At 39.6% G+C, this 22438-nt stretch carries 19 protein-coding genes, 1 tRNA gene and 2 pseudogenes; 10 read left to right on the top strand and 12 right to left on the bottom strand.

The features are described from left to right. Window positions 1-12 precede the first annotated feature (12 nt). A complete protein-coding gene (locus tag V7K25_RS28655) occupies window positions 13-630 on the bottom strand; it encodes a hypothetical protein (protein ID WP_335162892.1) in 618 nt (205 codons plus the stop codon). 1704 nt (window positions 631-2334) lie between these two features. Here V7K25_RS28655 and V7K25_RS28650 point away from each other — a divergent pair. The 4 genes from V7K25_RS28650 (at window position 2335) to V7K25_RS28635 (ending at window position 5208) form a co-directional block, all read left to right on the top strand. Then, on the top strand, window positions 2335-3450 hold the full coding sequence (locus tag V7K25_RS28650) for a substrate-binding domain-containing protein (protein ID WP_335162890.1): 1116 nt from the start codon (window positions 2335-2337) through the stop codon (window positions 3448-3450). A 148-nt stretch (window positions 3451-3598) separates the two neighbouring features. Next, window positions 3599-3775, top strand: coding sequence for a hypothetical protein (locus tag V7K25_RS28645; protein WP_335162888.1), 177 nt, complete (start codon window positions 3599-3601; stop codon window positions 3773-3775). Window positions 3776-4343: 568 nt separating this feature from the next. Beyond that, window positions 4344-4772, top strand: a complete 429-nt coding sequence (locus V7K25_RS28640; protein WP_335162886.1) for a hypothetical protein — start codon at window positions 4344-4346, stop codon at window positions 4770-4772. A gap of 202 nt (window positions 4773-4974) precedes the next feature. Continuing rightward, complete coding sequence (locus tag V7K25_RS28635; RefSeq protein ID WP_335162884.1) at window positions 4975-5208, top strand: DUF3134 domain-containing protein; 234 nt, start codon at window positions 4975-4977, stop codon at window positions 5206-5208. 125 nt (window positions 5209-5333) lie between these two features. Here the strand turns inward: V7K25_RS28635 and mltA are convergent, their stop codons facing one another. Together mltA and V7K25_RS28625 are read right to left on the bottom strand one after the other, a co-directional pair. Then, entirely contained in the window at window positions 5334-6605 is a 1272-nt protein-coding gene (gene mltA, locus V7K25_RS28630) for a murein transglycosylase A (protein ID WP_335162882.1), read from the bottom strand. A gap of 116 nt (window positions 6606-6721) precedes the next feature. Continuing rightward, window positions 6722-8077: a proton extrusion protein PcxA gene (locus V7K25_RS28625; RefSeq protein WP_335162880.1), complete on the bottom strand. Its 1356-nt coding sequence runs from the start codon at window positions 8075-8077 to the stop codon at window positions 6722-6724. A 78-nt stretch (window positions 8078-8155) separates the two neighbouring features. Between V7K25_RS28625 and V7K25_RS28620 the strand changes: the two genes are divergently transcribed. Next, window positions 8156-10348, top strand: coding sequence for a recombinase family protein (locus V7K25_RS28620; protein WP_335162878.1), 2193 nt, complete (start codon window positions 8156-8158; stop codon window positions 10346-10348). Between the two features lie 181 nt (window positions 10349-10529). Here V7K25_RS28620 and V7K25_RS28615 read toward each other — a convergent pair whose 3' ends face one another. Beyond that, window positions 10530-11432 (bottom strand): beta-1,6-N-acetylglucosaminyltransferase, encoded by a 903-nt coding sequence (locus V7K25_RS28615; protein WP_335162876.1) that lies wholly within the window; start codon window positions 11430-11432, stop codon window positions 10530-10532. 14 nt (window positions 11433-11446) lie between these two features. Between V7K25_RS28615 and V7K25_RS28610 the strand changes: the two are divergent. Further along, window positions 11447-11590, top strand: a pseudogene (locus V7K25_RS28610) (IS4 family transposase); the annotation flags it as partial. Between the two features lie 421 nt (window positions 11591-12011). On the opposite strand, the pseudogene V7K25_RS28605 reads toward V7K25_RS28610, so the two are convergent. Then, window positions 12012-12446, bottom strand: a pseudogene (locus V7K25_RS28605) (YidH family protein); the annotation flags it as partial. A 200-nt stretch (window positions 12447-12646) separates the two neighbouring features. Here V7K25_RS28605 and msrA point away from each other — a divergent pair. Then, window positions 12647-13315, top strand: coding sequence for a peptide-methionine (S)-S-oxide reductase MsrA (gene msrA, locus V7K25_RS28600; protein ID WP_335162874.1), 669 nt, complete (start codon window positions 12647-12649; stop codon window positions 13313-13315). A 237-nt stretch (window positions 13316-13552) separates the two neighbouring features. Here msrA and V7K25_RS28595 read toward each other — a convergent pair whose 3' ends face one another. The 5 genes from V7K25_RS28595 to V7K25_RS28575 all read right to left on the bottom strand — a co-directional run bounded on the left by V7K25_RS28595 (window position 13553) and on the right by V7K25_RS28575 (window position 18768). Continuing rightward, the gene (locus V7K25_RS28595) at window positions 13553-14746 is read right to left on the bottom strand and encodes a serine/threonine protein kinase (protein ID WP_335162872.1); all 1194 of its coding nucleotides are present in this window, start codon (window positions 14744-14746) and stop codon (window positions 13553-13555) included. A gap of 301 nt (window positions 14747-15047) precedes the next feature. Then, a complete protein-coding gene (gene rfbB / locus V7K25_RS28590; RefSeq protein ID WP_335162870.1) occupies window positions 15048-16109 on the bottom strand; it encodes a dTDP-glucose 4,6-dehydratase in 1062 nt (353 codons plus the stop codon). A 49-nt stretch (window positions 16110-16158) separates the two neighbouring features. Further along, window positions 16159-17157, bottom strand: a complete 999-nt coding sequence (locus V7K25_RS28585; protein ID WP_335162868.1) for a glycosyltransferase — start codon at window positions 17155-17157, stop codon at window positions 16159-16161. 148 nt (window positions 17158-17305) lie between these two features. Beyond that, the gene (locus V7K25_RS28580) at window positions 17306-18007 is read right to left on the bottom strand and encodes a DUF6391 domain-containing protein (RefSeq protein ID WP_335162866.1); all 702 of its coding nucleotides are present in this window, start codon (window positions 18005-18007) and stop codon (window positions 17306-17308) included. A gap of 497 nt (window positions 18008-18504) precedes the next feature. Continuing rightward, window positions 18505-18768, bottom strand: coding sequence for a helix-turn-helix domain-containing protein (locus tag V7K25_RS28575; protein WP_069073632.1), 264 nt, complete (start codon window positions 18766-18768; stop codon window positions 18505-18507). A 364-nt stretch (window positions 18769-19132) separates the two neighbouring features. Here V7K25_RS28575 and V7K25_RS28570 point away from each other — a divergent pair, with 364 nt between their 5' ends. Continuing rightward, window positions 19133-20110 (top strand): carbohydrate kinase family protein, encoded by a 978-nt coding sequence (locus V7K25_RS28570; RefSeq protein WP_335162864.1) that lies wholly within the window; start codon window positions 19133-19135, stop codon window positions 20108-20110. On the opposite strand, the gene V7K25_RS28565 is transcribed toward V7K25_RS28570, so the two are convergent. Continuing rightward, window positions 20107-20274, bottom strand: coding sequence for a hypothetical protein (locus V7K25_RS28565; protein WP_335162862.1), 168 nt, complete (start codon window positions 20272-20274; stop codon window positions 20107-20109). The genes V7K25_RS28570 and V7K25_RS28565 overlap by 4 nt on opposite strands. A 19-nt stretch (window positions 20275-20293) precedes the next feature. Then, a tRNA-Thr gene (locus V7K25_RS28560) sits at window positions 20294-20365 on the bottom strand. Window positions 20366-20671: 306 nt separating this feature from the next. Here V7K25_RS28560 and argF point away from each other — a divergent pair. Beyond that, complete coding sequence (gene argF / locus V7K25_RS28555; protein ID WP_335162860.1) at window positions 20672-21592, top strand: ornithine carbamoyltransferase; 921 nt, start codon at window positions 20672-20674, stop codon at window positions 21590-21592. A 232-nt stretch (window positions 21593-21824) separates the two neighbouring features. After that, complete coding sequence (gene lexA, locus V7K25_RS28550) at window positions 21825-22430, top strand: transcriptional repressor LexA (RefSeq protein WP_104909820.1); 606 nt, start codon at window positions 21825-21827, stop codon at window positions 22428-22430. The last annotated feature ends 8 nt before the right edge of the window (window positions 22431-22438 follow it).

Raw genomic sequence — 22438 nt, 5'->3', positions numbered from 1 at the left:
ATCTAAAATTATTTACTGCCCTTGTGGACCGATTACAAAGCGTGTGAGTACATCAGCAATGGTAACAGCAACAACGACTAATAGAGGAGTTCTGGCAATACTTTGCCAATCCTCATCCTTACGCACTGCGTTAATCACACCAACCAGAGAAATTGCAATATAGAGTAAGTAAATCGCCCGCAACACATTAAATATCAAACTTATTGCTGTCTCACTACCACCACCAGCTGTTGATGCTCCACCTAAGTTTTTTTTGAAAAACTTTTCAGCTTCTCCAAAAAACTGTGCTTGTGCAGGGGCTGCAAACCAGTCTAACCAATATAAACTCAGAATTACGGCTGCTGCTAAAATTTGTAATATTATTAGCGATCGCCTTGGTAAATTTACCTGTTGCCCAATCTGCTGAGTGATGACTGCAATTAAACTACCAAATAGTAAACAAAAAAGCAAAATAGGACTATTTAGGCTGATAACGCTTACAAGTACAGCACAAGCAATCAAAAAGGGTACAGATTCCCCCAGAATAATCAAGCTGGATTTCAGCCTCAATCTTAAATTCTGAGATCCTTTGAGTGCGCTACCAGTTAAAGCTTTGAAAAAGGTTCTCTTGTGAGAACTTTGTCTAGACATTGCTAATTTTCCTATGGTGTACTTGAGTATTTATTGTCTAAAAATTTACAATATTTAAGTCAATTTAACATGATTTAATATTTATTTTTAATAAAATTATAAATTTTTTAGTAGAATGTCATGTTGGATACAAATTATTATTCATTTAAGTTAATTAAATATTAATTTTGCTTTAAAAGGGAAGTATGCATGGTTTGAGAAACTAGGTTTCGAGCTTTAAACCAGAACTGCTACAGTCCTCCTAAAGCTCTTTCTATGCCAACGCTTTTGCCTCAATTAGAGGTTGGTAAATCCGATAGAAACGCGAGACAATGCTTGGGAGCACTGTTACAAGTTCTATAGTAAACATTTTATTACTCCAAGCCACTGTTTTGTATGGATAAGACCTTACAAAATATACTACATTAATGGCTACAAGTTTGGGGAGTTCACAGCGTTGTAGCTAAAGTATCCCATCTGCAAAGCCCTTTGAGAATAATTTTGGAGATTGATTATCTTAACACTACCATTCGCATGTAGTTAATTTCAGTCTACCGTCACTAGCAGGAAATGGACTACACTTTATCCTTTTGCCTAAATATCGCAATCCTATTTGATTTTTGAGAAAATACTTAGAAATGGCAAGCTTTTTTTAAAACTAAGTGCAGGGTGCCTTATCTGGATAGAATCAATAACAAAGTTTATAGGACAGCCCTTTCAAGGTGGATAACAATTTTAGATTAGAAATTCCTCTTTAAGCTCTTTAATCTGTATTCTCTGCGCCTCTGTAGTTAGAAAATTACTTTTAAACCGCAGAGGCACAGAGAAGCCAGTGCACCCTTGCGGTTCCCCGACTTGTTCGCGCAGCGTCTCCCCTTCTCCCAAAGGGAGAGGCTAACGCCAAGGGAGAAGCAACTGGCACGGCGCAGAGAAAAAAAGAGATTTTACTAGTCACCTGAAAGGGCTATTTATAGAACTTAGCCATTGACAAAAAATACTAAATATGAATGAGTTTTAAATCACATCTTTCGTAAGTTTGCTAAGAGCGAAAGTTTAAAATTTTTCTCTGGCAAGATAATAAATAATACTACAAAAACCGTTTTAAAACACCTATAAATTCCAGGAATATTATATTTAAGTTCCTTAATCTTTTCATAATGGAATCATGATATTGGCTTTACCTTAACATTCTACTGTTTATTTTGTTGGCAAAATTTAATAGCTATTAGCTATAGCAATCCTAAAAGATTCGTAAAATCATGACTTTCTTTACTTAGCACCTAAGCGGCAGATTGTGCCAAGCTGTGTGCATCTATATTAAAGAAAGTGATTTTCGTGATTTAGGTAAAATTGCCATACAAAATTAGGACTTACGCATACTCTACGAATCCTTGGCGTTCTTCTCTAACGAGACGCGAAGCGCGATTGCGGTTCGATAAATTAAGCTTTTTAGCAATTTTTGCGTAAGTCCTAAAAATAAGTAATTGAGTAAACTTCAGCGTGGCTTAGAGTGGATGAGCAATAGCTTAACGCCCTCTACATCTTGAAAAGTTTGTCTTTAATCTGCTCTACATTATTCAGAGTTTTGTGCAAACTTTGAGTTATAAATAACCTTTTTAATCCAATTATTTGTGTTTATAAAAGGTTATTTATAATCGCCAGTTTGACACTTGATTTGCATTTGATATGGTGTTGAACCGGAAATTAATTTGCAAGGAGCTTGATATGGCTTTTTATTCTAATCGTCGATTAAACCATTTGGTAAGTTCAGTGTCTGTATTTGCCATCACAATTGGTTTAGTAGCAAGTCAATCTGCTACTCAGAAATCTCTGGCTCAGACTGCGACCTTAGGTAATGGTGCAGGTGCAAGCACTGTAAATGCTTTGTTTACAGGTCTACAAACAGTAGCTCCGGGCTTCACATTCACATATTCTCCAGTTGGTAGTGGCAAAGGGTTAGATGCTTTCTTCACTCAAACCCCACCAGCTGGTACTCCTAGCCCAATCACTTTTGCAGCTAGTGATGACCCCGTAGCAGGAACAGAAAAAGTTACTGGCGGTCGTGGTTACGTTCAAGTGCCTGTGATCGGTGTCGGAATCACATTAGCTTATAACACTACTGGTCTGACTGTACCAGCAGGTGGAATCAAGCTTTCACGAGCTAGTTACTGTGGTATTTTGAACGGTAGCATCACAAATTGGAGCGATAAGAGCATTAGTGCAGATAACGGTCGCGTAATAGCAGGCAATGTACCCATCAAAGTTGTACGTCGTAGTGACTCAAGTGGTAGCACTTTTGTTTTAACCAGTCATCTCAATACTGCATGTAAGGCTGCTGCGACTCCAGGTATTCCATCAGCTTATGTATGGAATAGAGGAGCCGGTACAACTGTTACTTGGCCAACCGCTTTCATTGGCGCTACTGGTGGTGGTGCTGTAGCCAAGGCGATCGCAAGTACTCCTGGTGCAATTGGCTATGTGGATAGTGCTACACGCTTAAGTAATAATCTACCTGCCGCAGTTTTACGTAATAAGGCAGGGAATTACACTTCTCCCACACCAGCTTCAATAACAGAGGCTATTCTAGGTGGGACTGTCGTCAAATACGGTACTAATAATAAGCTGATCAAAATTGAGAATTTGAACGATCCAACCCGTCCAAATGCTTATCCCATTTCCACAGCAAGTTATTTGCTGTTTTACTCAGATGCTAACATAGCAAATAGTTTTAAAACCTTCATCAACTCGGCTTTCGGATCGGCTGGGGATGCCAAAGCTACTTCTCTCGGATATGCTCCTCTTCCCGATACCATTAAAACTACGTCTAAAGGCGTGTTCTGAATACTTGCGTGAATTAGTTACTTCTCCTTGCAATTAGGTTTATAAATTAACCTAGCAGCCTGTCGGAGAATAGCTGTTAATTCTGTTTGCGGACTTTAACAGCTATCAAGGGCGTTGCTGAATTTAAGTATGAAGTTTCAAAAGCTAAATGCTTGGAAAGTTTGTTTTTGCCCGTTTGCGCGAAACAAAATTCATACTTTTTATCAGCAACGCTCTATTTTACAGTTTGCTAAAAGATGTTGCCAAGGATAGGCGGAAAAACTTTGGCTCTGGTACTGAAGGCCAATTAACGTCTCTACTTTATGAGATGATGCGATCGCAATGACTGTATTATCCTTTACATATAAATATGCTTAGTAAAAATTAAAACTACTTAATAAATATATTTCCTAATCTAAAAATTGCAATTGAATACAACCTACCGTTCTTGGTGACGGAATATGTATTGATCGGAGGAGTTAAAAAAAGTTCAACGGTCAACTATGTTATGATTAGCTATGTTGAGAAATATTTTCGGTCATGTGACTGACTATATGGACGCCTCTCCGAATCTAAATCTCTACACCCTTTGATTCTGGAGGTGTCTACACCATTTCATTCTAGAGGTGTTTTATGTCAGTTTATATTGCTGTATTAGAATACATTGGGTGAAACTGGTATCGCAAGGCGGAAGTCAAAAATCAAAATACTTTAATTTTGGGCTTCCTTGCTGTTTGGAATGGTAGGTTTATTTCTGCCAACCTGTACTAAAATGCTATTTACTTAAGCTAAATTTATATCTCCGACTTATTGAAGAAGTCGGGGATGTGGGCAGCAATTTTTGCTTAATTAAGTGGGATTGGACAGCAAAGTGCATCACAAAGCCAGACAACATACGAATAATACTTGAACTTATGCCAACGGATATAATTACCCGTCCTGAATCCCTGACAGAAGATTGCTTTTTTACTTATGCCCTTGGGACTGATTTGCATGATACTAATTCAACTGCCCAATATTTACGCAGAATCAGGAAAGAAGATAAACCCTATATCGACATAGCTGTTTCTCCCAGACCTGGCTATCGATTTGAGGTCTGCCTTATCCCTGTTGAAGGGTTCGCTCAAGAAACAATATTGACAAAAGATGGGTTCGCCAAAGCTTTAGCGATTATTTGTGCTGTATCTAACAAAGCCAGGAAGCGATTCCCGTCAGGAAATGGACAAGAAATTGTCCGGTGTCAATTTAGTAACTTAGCTGATGCAGTCGCTGTAGCGAACAGATTGTCTGCATTACCATCTGATATGTATGAAACTCTCCCCAAGGTATCAAATGCCTTGTGAGATCGCGTCCGTTTGAAGATTTTTTATTATGACTGACGCGAAGGCATTTTAATGGTAAGTAATTAGACGGACAAGAGAACAAAAAACTCAATGGTTCATATTTTATCTGTTGAGAAAAGACTTGTGATACAAGGCTTTTGACCCTAGTGGACAATTTTCCTGTTTTTGCACACTGACCCATAATTCAAAGTGACTTTTTTTTATGCCTATAAGCCCTTTGCGTGAAGAACCTCGTAACCAGCGAGCGCCTGTAATTCGTACAAGTAATGAGTTTATTCTGTTGGAATGGTTAAAGTCAACTGGTCGTCTGATTGAACGGGAACATCAAGAATCTGAATATTTAAATGAAGTAGAAGAAATTTCAGAAATGATAGACCTTGATGATATCCCTTACGATCATGACGATGATGATAGTGAAATGGATATAGAAGCGTAATTCGTAATTCGTAGTTACCCTAAACATTTCATTGATTTGGAATGTGGAATTTATTTACGCCGAAAGGTTATAAATCCCGACTTTTTAAAGAAGTCGGGATTCTTAGTATTAAAATGCGAGTGTGTTTAATTTTTGGATTTGAGTAATAGATAAAATAATTGTCCATTGCTGACTGTAACACCAGCGCGATCGCCTGCTAATTTCCCAGTACCTAAAAAATAATCTACCCTACCTGCGCCTTTAATTGCACCTCCGGTATCTTGGTCAAGAACATAGCGACTAACGATGCGCTCCTCCATTTTTCCGGTAGGATTAGCAAAGGGAATGGAAGTACGAATTAATGCTAAAGCACCAGGAGGCATGAGGGATTTATCTGTAGCGATAGAACGCTCTGCTGTTAGTGGTACGTTGATAGAACCTTGGGCTGGTTCACCGTGATTTTCTTGAAAAAAAACAAAACTGCGATCGCGCGGAATATAAATATTTAATTCTTGGGGATGCTTTTGGAAATAGTCAAGAATAATTGGTAAAGTTATGCCTTCTAACGGTAATTTACCATCATTGACTAATTCTCGCCCAATACTTTTGTAATTATAAGCAGTGTGACCAGCATAGCCGATTGTTGTTTGAGTACCATCAGGAAGCTGAAGTCTAGCTGAACCTTCAATTTGAGCTAGATATGGTTCGAGGCGATCGCGAAACCAAAATAACTCTAATCCTCGTAATTTTCCTTTTGCAGCTTGTAAACCATCTGCTCCTTCTAATTCTTCGCGGGTAGGATGAGGCTTAGGCCAGGAGTTGAAATCAGGAGGTAATCGATAAACAGGATAACGATATTCTGGTGTGGGAACGCGACTGGCTGCGTAAAGCGGTTCATAATAGGCGGTGAACAAAACGGAACCTTTGCTGTCTTTACCGACTGACTGGTAAAGAACAAATTCCCGTTCGATGGCTTGATGTAATTCTCTTGCAGAATTAGTTGTTAGTAGGAGTTCGCGGAATCTTTTCAAGCTTTTTAAAACGCGATCGCGCCTAATCTGTGCCACCGGATAGTTTTGATAAGCAGCCGCAGCATTAGCTGTTTGCAGATATTGGAGACTGCGAGCGATCGCACTCAATAGCGCCTTTTTGTCTGGTATTTCTCCATAGACAAGTTCATCAAAACAAGAGGTATCACCTTGACAACAAGTGATTGGTAACCTCTGAATTAATGGTGATTTTTGTTTTTCAACAGTCAATGAAACTGGTATATTCCACTTTTTCACGCGACATTCAGGCAGACTAAGTTCCTGATGCGCTAAAGATTGCATACGCACCAGGAAAATTGACAAAACTACAGGTAAGCTGATAGCAATAACTTTGTTAAATTTTCCTAACTTAGCAAGTGTTTTTTCCATCAAAATTCAAATTTCTCATATTATCCCACTTTCCTCAAGTTCAAAAATAATGTAATTATTTGAGAATACCAAAATCTTACTCCACTCCCCACTTTCTATTCCCTACTCCCCTCTTCTTATTCATTCATATTCCGATAAGTTGCAACTGCTGAAGGCGATATCCGATTCAAATATCGGAATATCCAATATTTAAATATGGTATCTAAAATCACTGGAAATGTAGCAATAAATAAGAAGATAAAATCTCGATTTGCTGGTAATCCCCAATGACGCGATACACCTTCTAGGAGTACTTCCCAGCCATGAGGAGAGTGGAAACCTACAAATATATCGGTAAACAAAATGATGATAAATGCTTTGGCACTATCACTAAGTCCATAGACAATCCGATCGAAGAAATCTTTAATCACAGCAATAGAAGACTTGCTGACGAGTAAAAGCCAGATAAAAGCACCTACCGAAAAAATATCTGCAAAAACATTTTTGATAGCATTAGAGCTTTCGTGACGAAATTCTTCAGCAAGCTCAACCGCCCTATTTTTCATTTCAATTTCTATCTGTTCAGGCAACAGTGGCGGGGCATTTTTAATGAAATTTTCAAAATGGAGTTTTTCTTCAAATCTTTCTAATTCTCCAAGGGCTTCCTCTTCCATTTCGGAATTGAGGAATATTTGCATTTGCTCTGTGTCTCTAAACTTCTCAAGAACTGGCCCTACTACAAAAGCTTTTGCTATTTGATGCGTTAGAAGTGGTACGATAATTAATAGTAAAATAAACCTAATAGATATTATTGTTCTTCTTTGAGCTTGACGAAAGCTTTGGATTACTTCTTGTTCTGAATTAGGATCTAATTCAACTTGCAGACGAGTGATAGTACTTAAAATAGAGCGGGGTAAAACGCCTGTTGTATCAACTTTACCCTTTGGTCTTGCTTTTGTCTCCCAGTCTTGAGTTGTTATTTTGGGTGGCAACGTTGGATTATTGACGAGCAGCGATTTTTCGTCAGATATCACAGGGTTAACTGCTAGATTTGGAGGCTGAACCACTAAAGCTTTGGAACTTGTTTGATCGGAAAGTGTTTTGTATTTGGATATAACTTGATCGATAAAGTTAAGCTTTTCCAAAACCAAAGAAGGACTGAGAAACTCTATACCTGTTTTCTCGGCAGCTTTTTGATTCTCTTCATTTAGAAACCAACGGCTTGCTTTCAACTCTGTAAGCCGCATCCTCACAGTTTTTAATAGCTTTTTTAGGTCTGACTCAAAATAATCCATCACGCTGTTACTGTATATGGCGGAGTCAGTGTCTATTTTATTACCACTGAAATGCTTGTCTTCTATTTCCTTAATCTTTAATGCTGCATCGTAAGCTTGATTTAAAGAACGTTCAGGAGTTTGTAAGTACCATCGGTAAGTATCAAGTAAGAAAGAATAGATTTTTTGGCTAAAAACAGAGTTTTTCATTGGAGACAATCATCCAGCATTATTTGGTAACTATTAACCTTAAGTTAACGCACGAGGTATACTAGCAAATCTACAAGGAGAAAGTTTGTGGTTTCTCATTCGGTTTGGATTGTTGGCACTAGCCGCAGTGGTAAGACGGCTCGCTTGGTAGAGCAATTTTGTAGTTGGGTACAACCTGAGAAACAGTATGTTGAATCATTTTATACTAAAAAATCAGGACGTAAAAAAGGCGTTCATACACCCGAATTTTTATATCTTAAACAAACAGAGCCAGGAGTTTTAGTCTTAGCTGCTAATGATGATAATCGGCGAGAATTTGGAGATATAATTGTTACATCTACATTAGGAAAATATCCGGTACGTGCCAAGACACCACTAGGTTTTTTCCAGGATGAAGTTATTTTATTTTGGCCATTGCTAATTAACTCCTTGAGCCTGAAAGCACAGTTTCCGGTAAGATTGCGCCCAGAAACGGAGCAAGAATTAGCAACCAAACTCTGGCGTCCCCAATTAGACGAAGAAATTTTACGTGTTGCGGGAGTAAATGAATCTCGCTTGGTGCGTCGCATTCTAGACTTATTGCAATTAGCAGCTTATAGTGGTTTACCTTGCGAAGATATTGCCCAGATTTTGACAAGGGGTTTGGGGGAAAATACTACAACTTTAGAGCCAGAATTTCTGGCCTCTTTGCTCCTAGATTGGCGTAACTGGTGTTTAGAGAGGGGGTTACTAACTTATGGGATTATTACTGAACTGTATAGTCAGCATTTATTAAGCGATCGCAATTACCAGCAGCACCTAACTAAACGCTATCAGGCGGTACTGGCGGATGATGTTGATGATTATCCTAGCGTAGCGCGTCTTTTGTTTGAGTTGCTATTAGATCAAGGTGCAGTCGGGGCGTTTAGTTACAATCCCGATGGTGCAGTGCGATTAGGATTGGGAGCAGATCCCAACTACCTAGAAGGGTTAGCAGAACGTTGTCGGGTTGAAATCTTGACAGGGCCCCCTCCAGAGTCCCTTGGTGAGCAAGCTAAACAGATGGTGGAATTACTCACAGAACCGATGGTACTGTTGAGTTTACCAAAAACGGTGCATTCAATTCAAACTACCTCCCGCGCCCAACTATTGCGGCAAACAGCAGAAGTAATTGCTGATGCCATTCAATCACAGCAAATAGAACCAGAAGAAGTAGCGATTATTGCACCAGGTTTAGATGCGATCGCTCGTTATACTCTAGTAGAAATACTGGTTAAGCAAAACATTCAAGTAGAATCGCTCAATGACCAACGTCCGTTAATTAGTTCACCCGTCATTCGCGCATTACTCACCATGCTGGCACTAGTTTATCCCGGCTTGGGACGCTTAGTAGATCGGGATGCCGTGGCAGAAATGCTAGTTGTGTTGAGTAGGAAACAACAAACACCAGAAAACTCTACAGACGCGATGAATCGGGTATCTAGAACAGACGCGATGAATCGCGTCTCTACAAATATTGATCCGGTACGCGCTGGTTTGATTGCAGATTACTGCTTTGTACCGCATCCCGATCGCCCCAACTTGCTACCAGTATCAGCCTTCGAGCGCTGGGATAGAATCGGCTATGCAGCGACTACAGCCTATAGTGAGATATTACAGTGGTTAGAACAACAGCGATCGCAACAAGAACTGCGGTTAATTCCTAGCCCCATTTCTCTCTTAGACAGAGCAATTCAACGTTTTTTGTGGAATGGTAGTAATCTCCCCTACGAACAACTAGCAGCACTGCGAGAATTATTAGAAACCGCCCAACACTACTGGGAAATTGACACCAGATTACGACAAATTGCCCCAGTTGAGACAACGCCTCACACAACTATTATCGAATTTATTCAATTACTGCGACGTGGTACTATTACCGCCAACCCTTACCCTGTGCGTCCTATTGGTGGAGCGAGAAAAGCTGTCACCCTAGCAACTATATTTCAATATCGATCTAGTAGGCGATCGCACCGTTGGCATTTTTGGCTGGATGCTGGTTCACCTCTATGGGCCAAAGGTGGTGCAGCAACTTTGTTTGGTGCGCCGTTTTTCCTGCGAGACAGGTTAGGCGAACCTTGGACAGCAGAAGATGAAAAATTGGCAGAAGAACAAAGATTGCAAAGAATCTTGACAGATTTATTGTCTCGTGTATCCAAGAGAGTTTATTTATGTCACAGCGATTTGGCCGTGAATGGACAAGAGCAACTAGGGCCTCTGTTACCTTTAGTGAATGCTTGTGTAACGCATTCCGTTATATAAAACTTATTTAAAGTTTTCTAAATTCGCATATTCATACGCTAATTTAGCAGTTTCTTCTTAAATACGTTTGGTTCGCGGCTATTTTAAGCGAACCACTCTTTTTTGTCTAAAGTTCAATAGTCGAGAACATTTATTATTTCTTCTCTACGACCAAAATTCAAAATTTATTTGTAAGTTATGATTAACTCAATATTATTTTATCAATCATATCTAATATATCCGGGTCTATAGTCATATCAAACTTCCTGGCAAATAATTCTTCTGATTCTCTAATTTTATCAAAATCATTTTTTTCTAAAATTTTGGGGTGAAGGGCATTAACATTAGACCACTCTAGATATGTCAAGCGAGTGTTAATAATTTTATCCTTAAAAGGTGAATTTACAATTAGAATTTGGTAAAACAATTCATCTGGACAATAAGTGTAATTAAAACGATTAATAAACTTAGGGTTTTGCTTAACAAAATCATTTATCCATTTTATGGATTCTCCTGTTAAGCACCAAAATGCTGAACCTCCATAAAGAGCAAAGCCTTCAGTAAATTTATGTCTTTTCGGTAAAAGTAAAATCAACAATGAATATAAAAAAGAGTTAATGCGAGATTTAAATTCCCGCTTTTCTGGGATACAAAAATCTCTATCTTTCCAACGAATATGCCAAGCTCCTAATCTTGTTAAACCTCCTTTATACCATTTATCACAAGGTAGTGGAAAATACTCTAAAAATTCTCTCCCTTTATGTTCTTGGAGAAACTTCTTAATATGTTCATTTGACTTGATCAAATAGTCTTGACCCGATAAGTATATGACATAATCGAAATAATTACCTGTTTCAACTATTGATTTTATTCCTTCAAGACTAGCTCTGACAATATCAAAACTTCCCCATGTTAAATTGTATCTCTTTATGAAAAAGACATTTGGAAAATCCTTGAGTTGAGTCAGTACATGATGATAAATTTTATAATCGGCTTTTTTATCTATATGTATAAAAAATGAAACATCATCTGTGTTTAGTTTATAAATAAGACGTACTAATTGTTTTTGATATTTATGTGCCAAAATTATATATGCTATTTTCATAAAAACTTCCTTAGATGTTACTCATGTGGGGTAAATATCTACATTCTTACATAATGGTACGAGCGACTCTGGGACGACAATGTAATTACTTAGGTAGAGTACCAAAAAACGTTAAATTCCCAGTAGAAAATGTGTTGGAGGATGGCTCTTATCTGTCGTAAATTGCTCAGTATCGGTAAATATTTTGAATTATGAATTATAGCGCATAACGTAACATGATCTGCCATACTTTAAATCAATACTTCTTCCAAGAAGATAAAATAAAGGGAATATAATTCGTAATTGCATCTTATACCAATTTAATGTGAATTTGCATATATCTTGATCCCCCTAAATCCCCCTTTTTAAGGGGGACTTTGATAGATTTTTTCCGGTTCCCCCTTTATTAAGGGGGGCTAGGGAGGATCGAATTATATGCAGCTTCATAAAAAATTGGTATTAAAAAGCAGATTTACTATAATTAACGAATAGTAAGCATACTATTAGCCATTATCTAATGAGCTATTTCAAAAACAAAAATATTTGTTTGTATAGAGTAGTAATTGTCCCCTTGTTAACATTGAGGTTTAGGGTTGATATTTGCAAATTTCGGGACTGTGGTTGAATTGGAACAGGAGAATGAGGAGGGACTTTATCACGCCTTAAAAGCAAAGGAATACTGAGAAGTCCCAAAATCATTACTACTCCGGTCATTATCCAAACCATTAACCTATTTGGTTTATAATCTGCTCGTTCAATTTGCCAGAAAACTTGATTGTATCGCCACGCGGCTAACGCAACAGCCAAAATTCCAAAAATTACCAAAGCCAAACCCAAATTTTCTGAATTGGATAATGGATTTACCGGAGGTTCTTGTTGAGTAATAGCAATATTCAACTGGCGCAGAAATATACCAAATCGGGCAATAGCAAAACCAAAGCTAATCAATGCAATTGAAGTGCGTAGCCAAGCAAGAAAAGTACGTTCGTTCGCTTGATGCTCCCTTTGACGGTCAATTTTTGGTATTTTATCCATGAGTATCTTCTGACGCCAATTTATCCTTGAAAAGTTTTATAATTTTCATAATATTGATGAATAGCATGGACTAGTGCCACAAGGTTAACAAAGCCCATTGAAGTAAAAGTCTGTATTTAGGACTCTGAGAAAACCCCAAGCGATCGCGAGAATCTTTACAATAGTAAATAAGGTAAAGATATATATCAGAGTCAAAATCAATGGCACTATTCGGATTTGGCAAAAAGGCAGTTATGCCCACACCTGAGGAAGCTTTGCCAGGAAGGGCACAATCTATCTCAGTACCTGCGGCTCATTATGTCAACAAGAATCCCTTACAACCCCCTTATCCCGATGGATTAGAGAAGGCAATTTTTGGCTTGGGCTGTTTTTGGGGTGCAGAACGCAAATTCTGGCAACTTAAAGGAGTTTACACCACCGCAGTGGGTTACGCTGCTGGGTTCACAGCCAACCCCACTTATGAAGAGGTATGTAGTGGGCGAACCGGTCACAATGAAGTTGTGTTGGTTGTGTTTGATCCGAAAGTAATTAGTTATTCTGAACTGCTCAAAGTCTTCTGGGAAAGCCACAATCCAACCCAAGGGATGCGCCAAGGTAATGATGCTGGCACTCAATACCGTTCGGGAATTTATGTATATTCCGAAAGTCAAAAGCAGCTAGCAGAAGCATCGCGAGAAGCTTATCAGCAAGCCCTCAACGATGCAGGTTATGGCAAGATTACTACAGAAATCTTGGATGCGCCGGAATTCTACTACGCTGAAGCTTACCATCAGCAATACCTGGCTAAAAATCCCAACGGCTATTGTGGTTTGGGAGGGACAAATGTTTCTTGTCCCGTGGGTGTAGTTGAATCGCAAGTTAGTAGTTAGAAATGGAGTTGGTAGGGTAGTCAACTTAACGTGAGTTCGACGAACCTCTCCCTGCCTTGAACTAAAGTTCAAGTCTGTCCCTCTCCGAGTCGGAGAGGGATATGTTTTATTTATTTAAGAATATTTGTAGGTTAGGTTTCGTTCCTCAACCCAACCTACAAATATTCTTAACCGAGCAGTATTGTTATACTTATCTGCCTAAAAAATCTTTCCTTGATATTTACCCAAAAGACTGCTTTACAGTACAGCCTTAAGCAAAGCGATCGCTCGAACCCACATCATAATACTAATAGGCCCTCCAATTAGAATACCAGCGATCGCCCAGCCTCTTTGATGCGCTTTGAATTGTTCAATACTGTTCCACCGTCTACTTTTCCAAGCCCATTCATTGCCTTTTGCACCGAATGCGATCGCCAAAAACCACGAAAACTTTGGTATAAAGCAGAACACTCCACACCACACTTGATTCGGCCACATCCACAACCAAGGCATGAGAAATGCGCCCCAATTCCAACCGAGAATTTCTTCTGGGACTGTTTCATTGTGATTATTTATCCCACATCCAGAATTGTTGATTATTTCTTTTAGCGGCAAAAGCTGATTCTTGTTTGCAGATTTGATAGCCAAACGAGATTTGAGAACATTTAGCGCTTCGCGGGCATTAGTAAATCGTTGTTCTGGAGCAGGTTCTATCAACTTTTGTAGCCAATTGACAAAACTGGGACTCAAGTTAACTCGGTCTGCAAATTGCAACCGTAAATCCTGTTGGGGTAAATCAGAAGGGGAAGTTCCTGTTAACAAATGAATCAAAGTCGCACCTAATGCATACAGGTCTGAAGCCGCAACGGCTCGACCACCAAATTGCTCCATTGGGGCATAGCCATAAGTACCGACAACGGTAAAAGTAACGCCCTCTCTTGCCGCTTTATCCTGAACTGCACCAAAATCAACTAAATAAATCCGATTATCTTCACCCCAGATTAAATTACTCGGTTTAATATCTCTATGCAATACCCCTGGATTTAACTCATGTAGATAGATGAGAATATTTAAAACCTCAACAGCAATTTTTCTAGCTCGCTTTTCACTAAACCTTTCGCCAATAGCAAGTTTTTCCTTGAGCGACTCACCAGGAATATATTCTTGTATTAAAGCAAACCAGAGTGTGCGATCGTCGATACAAAAATAATCTATATATCGAGGGATGTGGGGATGATTTAGCTGTTTAAGTATTTGTGCTTCCCTCTCAAAAAGTTTCAAATCATCCCACTGGATAGTACCGCCAAAGGCCAAAAGTTTGACCACAACGGTCGAATTTTCGCCATCAGAGGCTTGTAAATCTAATGCTTGCCAAGTTTGACGAATTCCATTGTTGCCGAGTTGGCGTTGGATTTGATAACGCTCTTGTAATATTTGTTCTGGTTGCAGCATTTGACACCTGCTGGCAATTTACTCTGATTCTCTTATATTCAAGGATAGTCATTATTTAGAGAAATTGTGGGAGCCAGATAATTTTTTGAAAAGAGAGTACCTAAGCTGTGAGAAAATTTAGAACACTCGATAAATTTGAAGAAGAATACTTCCGTAAGCACCCGGAAGAAATCGACAATTATTTGACCGAGATATTTCAGAAATATGCAAAAGACAACGATTACGGCACATTGTTGTCATCCTTGCGCGTCGTTCGTTGTCCGTGTACGGGAAATTAACGAGATAGCTATTTTAGGTAATTCTACAGATAATTTTTGCGATAATAAGCTTGATATTCCGCAGACAGCAGAGGTTCCCACCAATCACGATGATTGAGATACCATTCAACTGTTAAACGTAAACCCTCAGCAATAGTTACTGAAGGTGTCCAACCAAGTTGAGTTTTAATCTTGTTCGCATTAATTGCATATCTCCTGTCATGTCCAGGTCTATCCTTGACAAAAGTAATCAACTGCTTTGCGGGATGCACAGGTAAATCAGGTGCTAATTCATCCATCATCTGACACAAAAGCTGCACCAGGTTGAGATTTTCCACCTCATTATTGCCACCAATATTGTATGTTTCCCCTGGTTGACCGTGATTGATTACCACATCTAAAGCACCACAATGATCGCCCACATAAAGCCAATCGCGCACATTTTTACCATCACCATAAACAGGTAATGGCTTACCTATTAAAGTGTTGATGCACATCAGGGGAATTAGCTTTTCAGGAAACTGATAAGGGCCGTAATTATTAGAGCAATTTGTGATAATTGTCGGAAGGTTGTAAGTATGGTAATAAGCACGCACTAAGTGATCGCTAGAAGCTTTCGAGGCTGAATAGGGACTATTAGGAGCGTAAGGTGTGGTTTCACAAAAAGCTGGATCATTTGCGCCCAAACTACCATAAACTTCATCTGTAGAAACGTGTAGAAAACGATAATCAGATGGTTGTGCTTTTGCTTCCCAATGTTGCCGAAAAGCTTCTAACAGGGTGAAAGTTCCTACCACATTAGTTTGCACAAAAGCAGCAGGCCCAAGAATTGAACGATCAACATGAGATTCAGCAGCAAAATGGGCGATGATATCTATATTTTCCGTTGATAATAACTCGTCTATGATGGTGCGATCGCAAATATCCCCCTGCACAAACCGAAAATTCTCTTTTCCCTCAACCAGCGCCAAATTTAGACGATTTCCCGCATAGGTAAGCGCATCCAACACCACCACCCGATCACCTGGATAAACCTGACACCAGTGATGCACAAAATTCGCCCCAATAAACCCCGCACCCCCAGTAACTAATAACCGCCGACTCATTCAATTTCCTCTCTTCTCTCTGTGATCTCTGCGCCTCTGCGGTTCATTTCTATTCCTTAAAATATTTCTTCCTCAACTTCCCATATATCCTCTGAGCGAGTAATTTTGCCACACGTATTCTCGTTAAACTTTTAATATTAGATGGCTGCTGTATCTTGTGATCAAAAAACTCATTTAACTCATCCAGAATAACTTGGAAACGCTTAATAATATTTTCAGTCCGATATTCAGCCAAAAACTCTTCAGACAAACTAAAAGCTACCGAAGAATCAATAACTTTTAGAATCCGTTGGACATCATATTCTTGAGAATATCCAGCAATTTTATAGCAATTAAATCCAGGGTCTAAATAATCAGCCAGTCCACCGTTGACACTAGAAAATACTTGACAACCACAGGCAAGAGCTTCCATTGGTTGTAGACCAAATCCTTCGCTAACACGCTGTTGTGCCCAGTACTCAGCCGAATCATACAGGTAAACCTTAGCTCGGTTGAATAGTCCAGGTAAATCCTCTATATATGAATCAACAACCAATACTTTACAACGTTTTTGTAACGCTGGAATCAATTCTTTAATTAAATACTCAGAAGATTTACGAGCTTGAACTAAAACATCAATATCCCGTTCCAGCCCCAAATTTTGAAACTCATCAGAAATTTGATTTGGCAAATAATAAATTAGAGAATTAGGTGATTTTTCTCCCCAATATCCCATTGTATAGCGGCTAACAGTGATGATTGGAATACTTGGAGGTAGCCTAAATGGATAACCTGCGCTATGTGCATGGTAAACAACATTGTATTGCTTAAGTTTAGCCACGAGTTGAGCTACATCAAATCCCCAACTGATGATAAAAATTACATCACTTAAATTTTTCTCTTTTAGCAAATCATCAATAAAAAGCTTACCTTTTTCTCGTTGGCGGTAAGTTACAACATCAGCACTACAGAATTGCTGAACCAAATTAAGGGCTTTTAACTCAGCCCAAAGACCACCACAGGCAAATTTACCATCTGTACCAGGAAGTAAGAAGTAAAGTTTTCTCATAATTTTTTTAGGGGAGTGCCGCAAGCCGGAAGTCAAAAGTCAAAAGTCACTCATGCTTTAATTTTGGGCTTTATGGCTGTAATAAAACCTGTACTAGATGGAGAAAACTATGGAGAAAAATTTTTTGTCTCCCTTATCCCCCTCATCCCTACTCTTGCCAGCCCACTTTAACAAAATGTGCATGACGCCCCCAAACGTCGCGTGTACGAGTAATATTGTCAATTGTTAGGTTAAAAGGAATGGCTGTTGTTAGGTAACGCTGTGCCATAGAACCTAAATCAGGTGCGAGTTCGGCGGCTGTCGTTGCTGCTAACCCCAAACCGATAAGTTGCTCGATTGGTCGAAATGGTAGTAACAGATGCACACCAACAGCTAGTCCAGCTGTTAAGAGCATTGCTACTGATAAATTTGTGCCGCAACGGGGATGTACAGCCAAATCCCATTCTCCACTGGTGAGGCGATGTCGAGCAAGTATGACCGCACGCCGCAAATCACTAATATTCACCTCACCATAGAGGTAGAATCCCTGCTCAGTAGACAAACCGCCTAATAGTTCATTATCTAATTGAAGGTTAGTAGGTTCACCTTTGGCAGGATAGGCACTTTTTGATTCGCTAAGAACCCAAACAGTAGCGTGTTCTAAGGCATGAACCTGCCGTATCATCAGAATTTCTTTCAAACCTGGAATAAACGATAGCTGTCTGAGTAAGTCAGTATCTTGTGTGGGTTGCGGAAACTCTGAAAATCGGTCTTCAAGACTCGGAATTTTCTCAGATACAGGTGTCGTAAAATCAAAGTTCAAAAATTTAAAGGGAGACGAGCTACCCTCAAAAGAAGCGGAAGTATTCATTGGAACACTGCTCCCAAAGCCGATGGGGCAACATAGATTTCTTTCAAATGTAACGCTTGCACCACTGAATTGTTGCTAATTTTTGTGGATGATTTTTGAGTTTGGGCATTGGCATGGGGAAACAGGACAAGGTGCAGAGGGCAAGGAGAAAAGGGGAAAAAGAACCTGCATTAAGCCTTTCACTTCCCCCTTACACTTGAGTATTGAGCATTGGTAATAATTCTTCTTCCCCTGCTTACCGTACTCCCCCTGCTCTCTCATTTCCCCATTCCTACATTTGTTCTGCTTAGTAAGAAATTCTGATCTTTTATAGTTTCCGAGTCCGAGGGTCAGCTGGCTCCACTAACATAAACTCCGGCTGAGTGAAGGACTCGGAACTTTTGGTAGAGTGTTCACACTGAAAACTTAGGCGTGAAGAGGGAAATAATCAGTAAACTTCAAGATTGGCTTGCCATTATACCAGACCAGAGCAATTACCTTGCTACTAAATAAATCGTTTATTCAATCTGGTTAGGCAGAGTACAGCAATTGACATCATTCAAACAGACTTTGCCCCACTGTAAAGCCCAGCGAACAAGAGCTACTCGATTTTCCGTCTCGGTCTTGGTAAGAATATTACTGATATGGTTATCAACTGTACGCTTGCTAATCTCCAGTTTTCCTGCAATCTCTTGGTTAGTTAAGCCAGCGGCTACTAAGTCGATAATTTGCAGTTCTCTGTCTGACAGACTAACGGGGGTCTCAGACTTGCCACCAGCCATGACTATTTCTATCCTCCCTTGGTATATGTACTTAATCACTCTTTCTAATTCTAGAAGATTCTTTTGTTGGGAGGGGTTTCAAGTTTTAGCAGTAATCCAATTGTCAATATTTTCTTTGGATTTAAAATTGGCAAAAATATAAACTATAGCATCACACAAGCATTAAATTACACTAATTTATCTACAAAGAGCTAGTATTAATACTTACAACATTTAGACGATATTCATAAGCATATAGATGTTATGGAGTAATAAAAATTGCCATTTAATTCTATGAAGGGCTGGCGACAGATTAGCGAGAATTGTTGTAGATTTTATACTGTAAATTACTAATCCAAAATCAAAATCTAAAATCTAAAATAAAATGAGCAATCCCCGTGTTTTGTGTCTCGGTGAAGTTTTGTTTGATTGTTTAGCCGATCAATTGGGGCTAAAGCTGGAAGAAGTAAAATCTTGGACTCCGTATCCCGGAGGAGCACCAGCTAACGTAGCCTGTGCTTTAGTTAAGCTGGGGACGCCAGCAGGATTTATCGGAGCCGTTGGTGAAGATGAAGCAGGGAATGCACTGGTCAAGCTATTACAAGATGTAGGTGTGGAGACAACGGGGGTACAACGCCATTCTACAGCACCAACGCGGCAAGTTTATGTTACACGGGATCTAGCAGGCGATCGCACCTTCGCCGGATTTGGTAAGTATGATACCGCAGAATTTGCCGATACTCGCCTGCAAGCTAAACAATTGCCAAATTCGCTATTTCAAGAGGCAGATTTTCTGGTTTTGGGTACTTTAGAATTAGCCTATCCTGAAAGTGAAGTGGCAATTCACCGCGCCCTAGAGTTAGCAGAACATTACGATTTGAAGATTGTCCTGGATGTGAACTGGCGTCCTGTATTTTGGGACGAGCCAAACATCGCTCATCAAAAAATTCCAGAATTATTTAAGCGAGTGGATTTTCTCAAACTCTCCAAAGAAGAAGCTGAATGGCTATTTGAAACCGCAGATCCCGGAGCCATCACTTACCGCCTTGCTTCAATTGAAGGAGTACTAGTAACAGATGGAGAAAACGGTTGCAGCTACTGTCTGGGTGAGAACGAAGGCAAATTACCTTCCTTTTCCATCCCCGTAGTTGACACGACTGGCGCAGGGGATAGCTTTTTAGCAGGATTCATCCACCAGTTGAGTCAGCATGGCATCCACAGCTTGCGGGATGCTGAAATCGCAAAACGCATCGTTACTTATGCCAGTGCTGTTGGGGCACTGACTACCATTAAACCAGGTGCGATCGCTTCTCAACCTACAGATGCTGAAGTTCAAGCTTTTCTAACCGCACATCAACTTTAGAAACTAGCATAAGCCATTGGGATATCAGCCACCAAAGGCTGATATTCCCGACTAGAAAATGGACGAAAATCCTCATGCCATTCTACGGTCATATTGCACTTTAAGATATGATGCACTCCAGTATCGCCAATTGGCTGAATTACTGTACATAATCGACAGTTCAAATACTTATGTATCACTTAAAGCCAGCAGCGGGATTTGAACTCGCGACCTTCCGATTACAAGTCGGATGCACTACCACTGTGCTATGCTGGCAATTTTATTGATTTTTCTCAAGTAGCAACCACAATTTCTTATGGTAGCATAATTAATTTATTTGTCTAGCTGTAATTGCTAAAAAATATCTATATTGCTGCTTTTGTGTATCTAGATGGTTGAGTTAGCGTTGCAATTGTAGTGATTTTGCTCGCTGATAAAGTTAATAAATTAGGATGCATGGCAAAAGCTAACTCCAATCTGGGCTGGGCGCAAAAATATTGGGTGCAGGTATAAAACTGTATTTTCTTAGCACAGCTGAATAAAGGGACAGAAATATATAATTATTTTTTACAGATTACAAGCATGGCAGCATTGCTCGGACGAGATTTACTAAGTCTAGGGGACATAAGTCCTACGGAACTTCAAGAACTCCTGCAATTGGCAACTCAACTTAAATCACAACAGTTGAAGTTGCAATGTAATAAAGTTTTGGGGTTGTTGTTCTCCAAAGCTTCAACTCGCACGCGGGTAAGTTTTACTGTGGCGATGTATCAACTGGGTGGACAGGTAATCGATCTCAACCCTAATGTAACTCAAGTTAGTCGCGGGGAACCTTTACAGGATACGGCGCGGGTCTTAGACAGATATCTGGATATTTTGGCAATTCGCACTTTTGCACAGCAAGATTTAGAAACTTTTGCTCACTATGCCAAGATTCCGGTAATTAATGCGCTTACTGATGCAGAACATCCTTGTCAGGTATTAGCTGATTTATTGACGATTCAAGAAAGCTTTAACAGCCTTGCTGGGTTAACTTTGACCTACGTGGGTGATGGCAATAATATGGCTAATTCTCTGATGTTGGGCTGTGCTTTGGTGGGGATGAATGTTAAAATTGCCACCCCTAGCGGATATGAGCCAGATTCTAAGATTGTAGAACAAGCAAGAGCGATCACTAATAACAAAACGGAAGTCCTCGTCACTCATGATCCAGAGTTAGCAGCTAAGGATTCTAATGTACTTTACACTGATGTTTGGGCGAGTATGGGGCAAGAAGCAGAAGCAGACAACCGAATGCCAATTTTCCAGCCTTATCAAATTTCGGAGCAGCTATTGAGCCTTGCAAAACCAGAGGCAATTGTTTTACACTGCTTACCAGCCCATCGTGGTGAAGAAATTACCGAAGCTGTTATTGAAGGTTCTCAATCACGAGTTTGGGAACAGGCAGAAAATCGCTTGCACGCTCAAAAAGCTTTACTTGCAAGTATTTTAGGGGCAAAATGAAAAGAGTTAGGAGACGCGATTAATCGCGTCTGTACAAAAGTTAAGAGTCAGAATGGCGAGTGGACAGCTGGCTCTTAACTACTTAAAATTTGTAAAAATCAAGAATAAATTTGGTAAAAGAAAAGAGAATATTCTTGCTTTTGATTTTCATATTTTTATTTTTCTCTTGTTATGGGGAGTTTTTTGTAGTACTAATGTTCTAGAGACATTTATAATTACTTCTCACAAATTTATGGAACGTTTAACTGAAGCTCAACAAGAACTTTACGAATGGTTGGCAGAATACATCCGATCGCACCAGCATTCGCCTTCAATTAGGCAAATGATGCAAGCGATGAACTTGAAGTCACCAGCACCAATTCAAAGCCGTTTAGAGCATTTACGCACTAAAGGATATATTGAATGGACTGAAGGCCAAGCAAGAACGATTCGGATTTTGCGTCCTGTGAAGCAAGGTGTACCAATTTTGGGCACGATCGCTGCTGGTGGTTTAATCGAACCGTTTACTGATGCTGTAGATCATTTAGACTTTTCTAATTTCGATTTACCTCCCCAAACCTATGCTTTGCGGGTAGCTGGCGATAGCATGATTGAAGATTTAATTACTGATGGCGATGTGGTATTTCTGCGTCCAGTAGCAGAACCAAATCATTTAAAAAATGGCACCATCGTCGCTGCTAGAGTTGATGGGTTCGGTACTACTTTAAAGCGTTTTTATCGTCAAGGCGATCGCGTTACCCTCAAACCAGCAAATCCTAAGTACAATCCCATTGAAGTCATGGCTCAACAAGTGCAGGTACAAGGTTCTCTCATCGGTGTTTGGCGAGGTTACAACTGAAGAATGGG

Origin of the sequence: Nostoc sp., assembly GCF_036919495.1 — a bacterium.
In the GTDB taxonomy this organism is placed as follows: domain Bacteria; phylum Cyanobacteriota; class Cyanobacteriia; order Cyanobacteriales; family Nostocaceae; genus Nostoc.
Note: the sequence above shows the minus strand (reverse complement) of the source record. Positions and strands in the feature narration are given on the sequence as shown.